Origin of the sequence: Streptomyces bauhiniae (assembly GCF_004784475.1) — a bacterium.
Taxonomy (GTDB): Bacteria; Actinomycetota; Actinomycetes; order Streptomycetales; family Streptomycetaceae; genus Streptomyces; species Streptomyces seoulensis.
In genome coordinates this window covers 35,221-46,731 of sequence record NZ_SRRT01000007.1, presented here as the reverse complement: position 1 = coordinate 46,731, position 11,511 = coordinate 35,221, and the positions used below count along the sequence as shown (strand labels likewise).

General features: G+C 71.5%; 12 protein-coding genes and 1 pseudogene. 9 read left to right on the top strand and 4 right to left on the bottom strand.

Annotation, left to right across the window (positions count from 1 at the left end):
* Positions 1 to 460: 460 nt before the first annotated feature.
* Both E5083_RS22865 and E5083_RS22860 read left to right on the top strand, forming a co-directional pair.
* Positions 461 to 1,138 (top strand): response regulator transcription factor, encoded by a 678-nt coding sequence (locus E5083_RS22865; protein ID WP_135787585.1) that lies wholly within the window; start codon positions 461 to 463, stop codon positions 1,136 to 1,138.
* A gap of 141 nt (positions 1,139 to 1,279) precedes the next feature.
* A complete protein-coding gene (locus E5083_RS22860; RefSeq protein ID WP_135787584.1) occupies positions 1,280 to 2,545 on the top strand; it encodes an ATP-binding protein in 1,266 nt (421 codons plus the stop codon).
* Here E5083_RS22860 and E5083_RS22855 read toward each other — a convergent pair.
* Positions 2,542 to 3,027, bottom strand: coding sequence for a GtrA family protein (locus E5083_RS22855; RefSeq protein WP_135787583.1), 486 nt, complete (start codon positions 3,025 to 3,027; stop codon positions 2,542 to 2,544). The two genes, E5083_RS22860 and E5083_RS22855, sit on opposite strands and share 4 nt — an antisense overlap.
* Positions 3,028 to 3,223: 196 nt before the next feature.
* Here E5083_RS22855 and E5083_RS22850 point away from each other — a divergent pair, with 196 nt between their 5' ends.
* From E5083_RS22850 to E5083_RS22840, 3 genes are read left to right on the top strand one after another with little or no spacing between them, the layout of a single operon-like run.
* A complete protein-coding gene (locus E5083_RS22850) occupies positions 3,224 to 4,363 on the top strand; it encodes a 5-(carboxyamino)imidazole ribonucleotide synthase (RefSeq protein WP_135787582.1) in 1,140 nt (379 codons plus the stop codon).
* On the top strand, positions 4,360 to 4,881 hold the full coding sequence (gene purE / locus E5083_RS22845) for a 5-(carboxyamino)imidazole ribonucleotide mutase (protein WP_135787581.1): 522 nt from the start codon (positions 4,360 to 4,362) through the stop codon (positions 4,879 to 4,881). The genes E5083_RS22850 and purE overlap by 4 nt, the downstream gene beginning before the upstream one ends.
* 6 nt (positions 4,882 to 4,887) lie before the next feature.
* Positions 4,888 to 6,066, top strand: a complete 1,179-nt coding sequence (locus E5083_RS22840) for a dipeptidase (RefSeq protein WP_135787580.1) — start codon at positions 4,888 to 4,890, stop codon at positions 6,064 to 6,066.
* Here E5083_RS22840 and E5083_RS22835 read toward each other — a convergent pair.
* Positions 6,063 to 7,136: an alkene reductase gene (locus E5083_RS22835; protein ID WP_135787579.1), complete on the bottom strand. Its 1,074-nt coding sequence runs from the start codon at positions 7,134 to 7,136 to the stop codon at positions 6,063 to 6,065. The genes E5083_RS22840 and E5083_RS22835 overlap by 4 nt on opposite strands.
* A gap of 53 nt (positions 7,137 to 7,189) precedes the next feature.
* Here E5083_RS22835 and E5083_RS22830 point away from each other — a divergent pair, with 53 nt between their 5' ends.
* Together E5083_RS22830 and E5083_RS22825 are read left to right on the top strand one after the other, a co-directional pair.
* Positions 7,190 to 7,549 (top strand): MerR family transcriptional regulator, encoded by a 360-nt coding sequence (locus tag E5083_RS22830; protein ID WP_135787578.1) that lies wholly within the window; start codon positions 7,190 to 7,192, stop codon positions 7,547 to 7,549.
* Between the two features lie 12 nt (positions 7,550 to 7,561).
* A pseudogene (locus tag E5083_RS22825) lies at positions 7,562 to 7,684 on the top strand (Txe/YoeB family addiction module toxin); the annotation flags it as partial.
* Positions 7,685 to 7,697: 13 nt separating this feature from the next.
* On the opposite strand, the gene E5083_RS22820 reads toward E5083_RS22825, so the two are convergent.
* Positions 7,698 to 8,057 (bottom strand): VOC family protein, encoded by a 360-nt coding sequence (locus E5083_RS22820; RefSeq protein WP_135787577.1) that lies wholly within the window; start codon positions 8,055 to 8,057, stop codon positions 7,698 to 7,700.
* Between the two features lie 82 nt (positions 8,058 to 8,139).
* Between E5083_RS22820 and E5083_RS22815 the strand changes: the two genes are divergently transcribed.
* On the top strand, positions 8,140 to 8,646 hold the full coding sequence (locus E5083_RS22815; RefSeq protein WP_135787576.1) for a CGNR zinc finger domain-containing protein: 507 nt from the start codon (positions 8,140 to 8,142) through the stop codon (positions 8,644 to 8,646).
* Between the two features lie 109 nt (positions 8,647 to 8,755).
* On the opposite strand, the gene E5083_RS22810 is transcribed toward E5083_RS22815, so the two are convergent.
* A complete protein-coding gene (locus tag E5083_RS22810) occupies positions 8,756 to 10,099 on the bottom strand; it encodes a UDP-glucose dehydrogenase family protein (protein WP_135787575.1) in 1,344 nt (447 codons plus the stop codon).
* A 189-nt stretch (positions 10,100 to 10,288) separates the two neighbouring features.
* Between E5083_RS22810 and E5083_RS22805 the strand changes: the two genes are divergently transcribed.
* On the top strand, positions 10,289 to 11,449 hold the full coding sequence (locus tag E5083_RS22805; RefSeq protein WP_135787574.1) for an acyl-CoA dehydrogenase family protein: 1,161 nt from the start codon (positions 10,289 to 10,291) through the stop codon (positions 11,447 to 11,449).
* Positions 11,450 to 11,511: the final 62 nt, after the last annotated feature.

The window sequence follows — 11,511 nt, the reverse complement described above, 5'->3', positions numbered from 1 at the left end:
GCTGCGCGCCCGGTGGGGGGTGCGGCCGGCACCGGCAGGGTCGGGCGTCCGCCCCCACGCCCCGGGGGTTCCCGCATCGAGAACATCGAAGGCGGAGGACGGCGACCACCGGGATCCACGCTCCGACGCGTCACTGCGTACGGGGCCCGGCCAGAGGTCATTCCTTTCAAGGCTGAGCGGAGTCAGCCCGCACAGAAAGGGAGACCCTCGGCGTCATGTGCCCGCCAAAAGGCCCCCGGTGTGCTACAGGCGTTCAGGTCACCATACGGCAGGACACTGCCGGATATGGAAGGACTTGAGACACGGATCACAGGGATCAGGGGAACCGCGCGACCTGTTTCCAAGGTGTCTTCCACGATCGCATCGCACCGTCGCTGGTTTGTACCAGCAGGGTACAAAGGTAAGAGCAGTGCTGCCGACCACGCCCCGGCCTCACGCGCGGGCGGTCTACCATCAGCTCATGACCCGTGTACTGCTCGCCGAGGACGACGCGTCCATCTCGGAGCCGCTGGCCCGCGCCCTGCGCCGGGAAGGTTACGAGGTCGAGGTGCGCGAGGACGGCCCCAGCGCGCTCGACGCCGGACTGCAGGGCGGGGTCGATCTCGTCGTGCTGGACCTGGGGCTGCCCGGCATGGACGGCCTGGAGGTCGCCCGCCGGCTGCGTGCCGACGGCCACGCCGTGCCGATCCTCATCCTGACCGCGCGCGCCGACGAGGTGGACACCGTCGTGGGGCTCGACGCGGGCGCCGACGACTACGTCACCAAGCCCTTCCGGCTCGCCGAGCTGCTGGCCCGCGTCCGGGCCCTGCTGCGGCGCGGCTCGGCCGAGCCCCAGCAGCCGCCGGCCACCCACGGGGTGCGGATCGACGTCGAGTCGCACCGGGCGTGGATGGGCGAGGAGGAACTCCAGCTCACGGCCAAGGAGTTCGACCTGCTGCGGGTGCTGGTCCGGGACGCGGGGCGGGTCGTCACGCGTGACCAGCTCATGCGGGAGGTGTGGGACACGACGTGGTGGTCTTCCACGAAGACGCTGGACATGCACATCTCGTGGCTCCGCAAGAAGCTCGGGGATGACGCGGCGAATCCCCGGTACATCGCCACGGTGCGGGGTGTGGGCTTCCGGTTCGAGAAGAGCTGAGGTTCGCCTGCCGGGCGGGGGCTGCTGCGGCTTCGGCGGCTGACCCTGCGTCGTGGCTGGTCGCGCAGTTCCCCGCGCCCCTTTAGGGCGCTGCCCTGGGCCGGGGGACACTAGGGCTCTCAGTCTTCCCGGAGGGACCCCGTGCGTCGTCGTCTTATTCAGTCCACGCTTGCCGTCGTGCTGGTGGTGATCGCCGTGTTCGGGGTCTCGCTGGTGATCGTGGAGACGCGGACGATCAGCAACAGCGCGCAGGAGCGGGTGGAGTCCGAGGCGGTCCGGCTGGCCAGCATCGTGGACAGCCGCATCCTCGCCGCCGAGAACGTCAACGCCGACGTGCTGCGCAACCCGGTCAGCAAGACCCAGTACGCGGTGATCCGGATGCCCGGCCGGGCGCCGATCGAGATCGGCAGCAAGCCCGAGGGTGACGTCATCCACTCCACGCAGCACGGCGAGGAGGGCGAGACGGTCACCGTGCAGGAGCCCCGCTCCGCCGTGACCCGCGAGGTCGGCCGCACCCTGCTGATCATCGGCCTGGTCGCCCTGCTCGCCGTCATCGCCGCCGTGCTGCTCGCCGTACGCCAGGCCAACCGGCTCGCCTCCCCGCTCACCGACCTCGCCGAGACTGCCGAACGCCTCGGCTCCGGCGACCCCCGCCCCCGGCACAAGCGGTACGGGGTCCCCGAGCTGGACCGGGTCGCCGATGTGCTGGACTCCTCGGCCGAGCGGATCGGCCGCATGCTGACCGCCGAACGGCGCCTCGCGGCCGACGCCTCGCACCAGCTCCGTACGCCGCTGACCGCGCTGTCCATGCGGCTGGAGGAGATCACCCTCACCGACGACCCGGACACGGTGAAGGAGGAGGCGACCATCGCGCTGGCGCAGGTGGAGCGGCTGACCGACGTGGTGGAGCGGCTGCTGACCAACTCGCGCGACCCCCGTACCGGCTCCGCCGTCACCTTCGACCTCGACGAGGTCATCCAGCAGCAGCTCGCCGAGTGGCGCCCCGCCTACCGCAGCGCGGGCCGGGCCATCGTCAGCTCGGGCAAGCGGCACCTGACGGCGGTCGGCACGCCCGGCGCGGTCGCGCAGGTGCTGGCCGCGCTGATCGAGAACTCGCTGATGCACGGCGGCGGCACGGTCGCCCTGCGCACCCGCGTCACCGGCAACCAGGCCGTGATCGAGGTCACCGACGAGGGCGCCGGCGTCCCCGCCGACCTCGGCGCCCGGATCTTCGAGCGGACCATCAGCGGCCGCAACTCCACCGGTATCGGCCTCGCCGTCGCCCGCGACCTCGCCGAGGCCGACGGCGGCCGCCTGGAGCTGCTCCAGACGCACCCGCCGGTGTTCGGCCTGTTCCTGTCCCGCACCGCCCCCGCGCACAAGGGCGAGGAGGCGACGGTCCGCTAGCGGACCCGCTCGGAGCTGTCCGGCTCGTGCCGGGCCACCGGCTCCTTGCCGCCCTCGCCGGGCAGCGCGCGGAACACCCAGGTGCGGTACGACCAGAAGCGGAACAGCGTGGCCACGCCGATGCCGACGAACTTGAAGACGTTGCTCTGCAGCGGGGTGTCCCAGCCGAACCCGTAGGTGGCGAGATACAGCACCCCGTTCTCGATGACCAGGCCGATCACGCTGAACACCAGGAACAGCATCAGCTCGCGCGGGCGGCCGCCCCGGTCGCGGTCCCGGTACGTCCAGTAGCGGAAGCCCAGGTAGTTGAAGACGATGGCCACGATGGTGGCGATGATGCTGGCCCGGACCACGGGCAGGTCGGACACGTGCCGGACCAGGTTGAACACACCGAGGTTGACCAGGACCCCGGCTCCTCCGACCGCACCGAACTTGGCCACCTCACGGGCGAGCCGTTGCAGCCCCGAGGAACGACGTTCCATGGCTGTGCAGCTCCCGTCCATAGGTTCTTCTCGGCCCGGCCATGCTATCCACGCGATCCCTCCCATGCCCGCGCGCCGGGCCCCGGCGGGGAAACGGGTCGGCAAGAGGCGGGCAAGGGCCGGGTAAGAGATGCGCGCCCGGCGGGCCGGGACGGCGGCCGTCCGGGCCGGTCCGTACGGCCGATACGCTAGGGGGGTGACGTTCCCGGTAGTCGGCATGGTCGGCGGGGGGCAGCTCGCGCGTATGACGCACGAGGCGGGCATCCCGTTGGGCATCAGGTTCAAGCTCCTCAGTGACACTCCCCAGGATTCCGCGGCGCAGGTCGTGAGCGAAGTCGTCATCGGCGACTATCGCGACCTCGACACGCTGCGTGAGTTCGCGCGCGGCTGTGACGTGATCACCTTCGATCACGAGCACGTGCCGACCGAGCACCTCAAGGCCCTGGAGGCGGACGGCATCCCCGTCCGGCCGGGGCCCGACGCGCTCGTGCACGCCCAGGACAAGGGCGTGATGCGCGCGAAGCTCACGGAGATCGGCGTGCCCTGCCCGCGCCACCGCATCGTGCGCGACCCGGCCGACGTGGCCGCGTTCGCCGCCGAGGGCGAGGGTTTCCCCGTCGTCCTCAAGACGGTGCGCGGCGGCTACGACGGCAAGGGCGTGTGGGTCGTCGACTCCGAGGCCGAGGCCGCCGAGCCCTTCCGGGCGGGCGTGCCGGTGCTGGCCGAGGAGAAGGTCGACTACGTCCGCGAGCTGGCCGCCAACGTCGTCCGCTCCCCGCACGGCCAGGCCGTCGCCTACCCGGTGGTGGAGTCCCGGCAGGTCGCCGGGGTCTGCGACACCGTGATCGCGCCCGCGCCCGAGCTGGACGAGTCCCTCGCGCTGCACGCGGAACAGATGGCGCTGAACATCGCCAAGGAGCTGGGTGTCGTCGGGCACCTCGCGGTGGAGCTGTTCGAGACCCGCGACGGCCGGGTCCTCGTCAACGAGCTGGCGATGCGGCCGCACAATTCCGGCCACTGGTCGATGGACGGCGCGATCACCTCGCAGTTCGCCAACCACGTCCGCGCGGTCCTCGACCTCCCCCTCGGCGACCCGCGCCCGCGCGCGCCCTGGACGGTCATGGTCAACGTGCTCGGCGGCGACTACCCGGACATGTACTCCGCGTACCTCCACTGCATGGCCCGCGACCCGCAGCTCAAGATCCACATGTATGGCAAGGACGTCAAACCCGGCCGCAAGGTGGGGCACGTCAACACCTACGGCGACGATCTGGACGACGTGCTGGAGCGCGCCCGTCACGCAGCCGGCTACCTGAGAGGCACGATCACCGAATGAGCCCCGTTGTTGGCATCGTCATGGGGTCGGACTCCGACTGGCCCGTCATGGAGGCCGCCGCCAAGGCCCTCGACGAGTTCGAGATCCCCTACGAGGTGGACGTCGTCTCCGCGCACCGGATGCCGCGCGAGATGGTCGCGTACGGGGAGCGGGCCGCCGACCGGGGGCTGAAGGCCATCATCGCGGGCGCGGGCGGCGCGGCCCACCTGCCCGGCATGCTCGCCTCGGTGACGCCGCTGCCGGTCATCGGGGTGCCGGTGCCGCTGAAGTACCTCGACGGCATGGACTCGCTGCTCTCCATCGTCCAGATGCCGGCCGGTGTGCCGGTCGCCACCGTCTCCGTCGGCGGCGCGCGCAACGCCGGTCTGCTGGCCGCCCGCATGCTCGCCGCGCACGACGAGGATCTCCTCCAGCGCATGCGCGACTTCCAGCAGGAGCTGAACGACCAGGCCACGGAGAAGGGCAAGCGCCTGCGCGCCAAGGTCGAGGGTTCGGCCGGCTTCGGATTCGGAAAGTAGGCCCGGATGACTTCGCTGGACGAGGCCCGCGCGCTGCTGCGGGAGTTTCCCGTCGTCGACGGGCACAACGACCTGCCGTGGGCGCTGCGGGAGCAGGTCGCCTACGACCTGGGCGCGCGGGACATCGCCGGGGACCAGGGCGCGCACCTGCACACCGACCTGCCGCGGCTGCGCGAAGGCGGCGTGGGGGCGCAGTACTGGTCCGTGTACGTGCGGTCGGACCTGCCCGACGCGGTGCCGGCCACGCTGGAGCAGATCGACTGTGTGACGCGGCTGATCGAGCGGTACCCGGCCGAGCTGGCGCCCGCGCTGACGGCGGCGGACATGGAGGCGGCCCGTGCCTCCGGCCGGATCGCCTCGCTGATGGGGGCCGAGGGCGGCCACTCCATCGCCAACTCCCTGGGTACGCTGCGGGGGTTGTACGCGCTGGGCGTGCGGTACATGACGCTCACCCACAATGACAACGTGGACTGGGCGGACTCCGCGACCGACGAGCCGAAGGCCGGCGGTCTGACCGCGTTCGGCCGTGAGGTCGTCCGCGAGATGAACCGGCTCGGCATGCTGGTCGACCTCTCCCACGTCGCGGCGACGACGATGCGGGACGCGCTGGACGCCACCTCGGCGCCGGTGATCTTCTCGCACTCCTCCTCGCGTGCCGTCTGCGACCACCCCCGCAACATCCCGGACGACGTGCTGGAGCGGCTGCCGGCCAACGGCGGCATGGCGATGGTGACCTTCGTGCCGAAGTTCGTCCTCCAGGCCGCCGTGGACTGGACGGCCGCCGCCGACGACAACATGCGCGCGCACGGCCTGCACCACCTCGACACCAGCGAGGCGGGCATGAAGGTCCACCGGGAGTTCGAGGAGCGCCACCCGCGCCCCGTTGCCATCGTCTCCACGGTCGCCGACCACCTCGACCACATGCGCGAGGTCGCCGGCATCGACCACCTCGGCATCGGCGGCGACTACGACGGCACCGCCTTCACCCCGGACGGTCTGAACGACGTCTCCGGCTACCCGAACCTGATCGCGGAACTGCTGGAGCGCGGCTGGTCCAAGCCGGACCTCGCCAAGCTGACCTGGCAGAACGCGGTCCGCGTCCTCGGCGCGGCGGAGGACGTCGCCCGCGAGCAGCGCGCCGCCCGCCCGGCGTCGCACGCGACGATCGAGTCGCTGGACGGCTAGCCGTCGAGGGCGGGGTAGTCGGTGTAGCCGTCGGCCCCGCCCACGTACATCAGGTACCGCTCGCGGAGCGGGTTGAGGGCCGCGCCCTTCCGCAGCCGGGCCACCAGGTCCGGGTTGGCGATGTAGGGGCGGCCGAGGGCGACCAGGTCCGCGCCGGAGGCCAGCATCTCCCGCGCCGCCCGCGCCACCGCCTCCGTGGTCAGGTCCGTCAGCACCGGGTTGCCGATCAGGGTGCCGGGCCAGTCCTCGCGCAGCCGCCGGTACAGCTCGTCGCCGGGGTCGGCGCGGACCACGTGCAGATAGGCGAGGCCCAGGCCGCGCAGACGGTGCACGAGGGCCGGGTACAGGGCGGTGGTGTCGTCCTCCTGGATGCCGTTCACCGTGCCGCCCGGTGAGATCCGTACGCCCGTCCGCCCGGCGCCGATCGCGTCGGCCACCGCCTCCGTCACCTCCACGGTGAAGCGCACCCGGTGTTCGGGCGGGCCGCCGTAGGCGTCGGTGCGGCGGTTGGTGTTCCCGGCGAGGAACTGGTGCAGCAGGTGTCCGTTGGCCGAGTGCACCTCCACGCCCTCGAACCCGGCGTCGATCGCCCGCCGGGCGGCGGAGGCGAAGTCGGCGACGGTGGCGCGGATGTCGTCGGGTGTCATCGCGCGGGGCACCGGGGCGGGCAGATGCCCCTGCCGCGTGAAGATCGTCTCCGGCAGCGCGACGGCCGAGGGTGCCACGGGGGTCAGCCCCGTCGTCGCCGGGTGGCTGACCCGGCCGCCGTGCTGGAGCTGGAGGAACATGTGCCCGCCGGCTGCCCGTACCGCCTCGGTGACCTTGCGCCAGCCGTCGGTGTGCCGGTCGGTGTGCAGCGCGGCGATGTCCGGGTACGTCTGGCCGACCGCGTTCGGGGTCGCGGCCTCGCCGATGATGAGCCCGGCGGAGGCGCGCTGGGCGTAGTAGTCCGCCATGAGCGGGGTCGGGGTGCCGTCCGGCTCCGCGCGGTTGCGGGTGAGGGGGGCCATCAACAGGTGGTGGGGGAGGGTGAGTTGGCCGAGCCGGGCCGGGGCCAGGAAGTCCGTCATGGCCGTACGGTAGAAGCTGACATTGATGTCAGGTTCAAGCCCTGGGGGCGCACATGCGGATCGGTGAACTGGCCCGGCGCACCGGCGTGAGCGAGCGGTCGCTGCGCTATTACGAGAGCCGGGGCCTGCTCGCGGCCGAGCGCACGGCGGGCGGCCACCGGGAGTTCCCGGAGGCCGCCGTCGACCGCGTGGTCCGCATCCAGGAGCTGTACGCGGCCGGCCTCCACAGCGACCGCATCCGCCACCTCCTCCCCTGCATGCGCGACCAGGACGGCGGCCCCTCCGCCCGGGCCACCCCCCGCCTCCTCGCCGACCTCACCGAAGAACGCACCCGCATAGACCGCCTCATCACCGACCTCCACCGCACCAGAGACACCCTGGACGAGGTCATCGAGGCGGCGGGGGGCGAGTGAGGTTTTTGCGGTGAGCCACTCAAGGCCGACCTGTCCGGCTACTGGTCCCGTCGGATCGACGACGAGCACCGGCTGGTGTACCGGGCCGACGACAAGGAAGTGAAGATCCTCAAGGCCCGGTACCACTACGGCTGACCCTCCGGAGGGTTCAGCAGGCGCAGAGGCAGAACGGGTGGCCCGCCGGGTCGGCGTAGACGCGCCAGGTGCGGGTGGGGGCGTCGGTGTCCAGGGGCTTGGCGCCCAGGGTGAGGATGTGTTTTTCGGCTTCGTCCAGGTCGGGGACCGTGAGGTCGAGGTGGAACTGCTGGGAGGCGTCGGGGGAGGGCCAGGCCGGGGGGACGTGGCCGGGGGCGCGCTGGAAGGCGACGGTCTGGCCGGCGGGGGTGCGCAGGTCGATCCAGTCGGCGTCTCCCTCCACCGTGCCGCCCAGGATCTCGGCGTAGAAACCGGCCAGTGCCTGGGGGTCGGGACAGTCCAGGACGATCGCGCCCAGCTCGGCGAGAGCCATGACTTCCTCCTCGATTACTAGTAAAGCTCGGTTACCGGTAACGGTTACCTCATGGTCCCGCATGAGGGGTAACGTCGCAAGCATGAGTGAGAGATCGGCCGCACCGGGCGGGCTCGCCCTGGTCGAGTCCCTGGTGAACACCCTGGACATCGAGAGCGGCCGCGACGCGCTCGACACCGAGGAGGGTCGCGCGAACCTCGGGATCGCGGACGGCGAGCTGGACACCGCCCGCGCCCTGCGCGAGTCGCTGCGCGCCGCGCTCCTCGCGCACGCCGGTCACCCGCCGCACGCCACGGTCACCCCGCTCGGCGAACTCCTCGCCCACGCCCCGTTGTTGGTCACGGTGGACGACACCGACGGCTCCGCCGCCCTCGCCCCCGCCGACTCCGCCCCGCTGCTCTCCCGTATCGCCGCCGCCGTCGCCGGCGCCCTGGTCGAGGGCACCTGGCAGCGGCTCAAGGCATGCGAGGCGCCGACCTGCCACTGGGCGTACTACGACCGCAGCCCCGCGGGCCGGAGCCGCTGGTGCTCGATGCAGGTGTGCGGGGCGCGCGCCAAGATGCGCCGCTACCGGGCCAAGGACAGGTAAGAGCCGGGGGGTTGTGCGGCCGCCGCCCGCCCCGGTGGTGCACAATGCGCACAGACGCCGGTTCGGCCGACTGAGCCTCGGCCGAACCGGCGTCGTACACGAAGAAGGGTTACGCGGTCGGGCGGCCCATCGCCCGGAACGTCCAGCCCGCCTCGCGCCACGGCACCGGGTCCAGCGCGTTCCGCCCGTCCAGCACGACCCGCGACGCCGCGACCCCGCCCAGCTCCGCCGGGTCCAGCTCGCGGAACTCCCGCCACTCGGTCAGGTGCAGTACGACGTCCGCGCCCCGTACCGCCTCGCGCGCCGACTCGGCGTAGCCCAGCGTCGGGAACAGCTTGCGGGCGTTGTCCATGCCCTTCGGGTCGTACACCGTGACCTGGCCGCCCTGGAGGTGTATCTGGCCGGCCACGTTCAGCGCGGGGGAGTCCCGGACGTCGTCGGAGTCGGGCTTGAAAGTGGCCCCGAGCACCGCGACCCGCTTGCCGAGGAACGAGCCCCCGCCGAGCGCCTCCCGTGCCATCTCCACCATCTGGCCGCGCCGGCGCATGTTGATGGAGTCGATCTCGCGCAGGAACGTGAGCGCCTGGTCCGCGCCCAGCTCACCGGCGCGCGCCATGAAGGCCCGGATGTCCTTGGGCAGGCAGCCGCCGCCGAAGCCGATCCCGGCGCGCAGGAACTTCCTTCCGATCCGCTCGTCGTGCCCGATGGCCTCGGCCAGCTTCACCACGTCACCGTCGGCGGCCTCGCACACCTCGGCCATCGCGTTGATGAAGGAGATCTTCGTGGCGAGGAAGGAGTTCGCGGCCGTCTTCACCAGCTCGGCGGTCGGGAAGTCGGTCACCACGAACGGCGTGCCCTCGCCCAGCGGGGTCGCGTACACCTCGCGCAGCAGCTTCTCCGCCCGCTCCCCGCGCACACCGACCACGATCCGGTCCGGGTGCAGGGTGTCCTGGACGGCGAACCCCTCGCGCAGGAACTCGGGGTTCCAGGCCAGCTCGGCGTCGGCCCCGGCGGGCGCGTGCTCCGCGAGGTAGGCGGCGAGCCGGTCGGCCGAGCCCACCGGCACCGTCGACTTGCCGACCACCAGCGCCGGGCGGCGCAGGTGCGGGGCGAGGGAGGCGATCGCGGAGTCCACGTAGCTCATGTCGCAGGCGTACTCGCCGTGCTTCTGCGGGGTGTTGACGCAGACGAAGTGGACGTCGCCGAAGTCCGCGGCCTCGGCGAAGTCGGTGGTGAAGCGGAGCCGGCCGGTGGAGCCCTCGATGCCCGCGACATGCGCGCGCAGCAGCTCGTCCAGGCCGGGCTCGTACATCGGGGTCTCGCCCCGCTCCAGCATCGCGATCTTCTCGGGGACCACGTCGAGCCCCAGCACCTCGAAGCCGAGTTCGGCCATGGCCGCGGCGTGGGTGGCGCCGAGATAGCCGGTGCCGATCACGGTGATCTTGAGGCTCATGGGTGCTCCAGGCGGGTACGTCGATGATGCGGCCCCGAGCATATCCGTGCCCCACGGGGTGTCTCGTCCGGGGGAAATCCGCCGCTGTCGCCAAGCTCACCTATGCGGGCCGGGGGCGGCGCTCTAAACTTTCAGTTACTTAACGGTAATTAGCGTCAGTATCACAGCGTCTTTGGAGCGTGAGAGACCGTGGCCGGATTGGCTGACTTCGACCTGTACCGCCCGTCCGAGGAGCACGACATGCTCCGGGACGCCGTCCGCTCGCTGGTCGAGGCGAAGATCGCGCCGTTCGCCGCCGCGGTGGACGAGGAGGCCCGCTTCCCGCAGGAGGCGCTGGACGCGCTGGTCGCGAACGACCTGCACGCGGTCCACGTCCCCGAGGAGTTCGGCGGCGCCGGCGCCGACGCGCTGGCCACGGTCATCGTGATCGAGGAGGTGGCCCGCGCCTGCGTGTCGTCCTCGCTGATCCCGGCCGTGAACAAGCTCGGCTCCCTCCCGGTGATCCTCTCCGGCTCCACCGAGCTGAAGAAGAAGTACCTGGGCCCGCTGGCCAAGGGCGACGGCATGTTCTCGTACTGCCTCTCCGAGCCGGAGGCGGGCTCGGACGCGGCCGGCATGAAGACCAAGGCCGTGCGCGACGGCGACTTCTGGGTGCTCAACGGCGTCAAGCGCTGGATCACCAACGCGGGCGTCTCCGAGTACTACACGGTGATGGCCGTGACCGACCCCACCAAGCGCTCCAAGGGCATCTCCGCCTTCGTGGTGGAGAAGTCGGACGAGGGTGTCTCCTTCGGCGCCCCGGAGAAGAAGCTCGGCATCAAGGGCTCCCCGACCCGCGAGGTCTACTTCGACAACGTCCGCATCCCCGCCGACCGCATGATCGGCGAGGAGGGCACCGGCTTCGCCACCGCGATGAAGACGCTGGACCACACCCGCATCACCATCGCCGCGCAGGCTCTCGGTGTCGCCCAGGGCGCCCTCGACTACGCCAAGGGCTACGTCCAGGAGCGCAAGCAGTTCGGCAAGCCGATCGCGGACTTCCAGGGCATCCAGTTCATGCTGGCCGACATGGCGATGAAGATCGCCGCCGCCCGCGCCCTGACCTACCAGGCCGCGGCCGCCTCCGAGCGCGTCGACGCCGACCTCACCTTCCAGGGCGCCGCCGCCAAGTGCTTCGCCTCGGACGTCGCCATGGAGGTCACCACCGACGCCGTCCAGCTCCTCGGCGGCTACGGCTACACCCGCGACTACCCGGTCGAGCGCATGATGCGCGACGCCAAGATCACCCAGATCTACGAGGGCACGAACCAGGTCCAGCGGATCGTGATGGCCAGGAACCTGCCGAAGTAGCGGGTACGCCCCTTCGGCCCTGCGAAACGCGAACGGCTCCCGGCATCTCGCCGGGAGCCGTT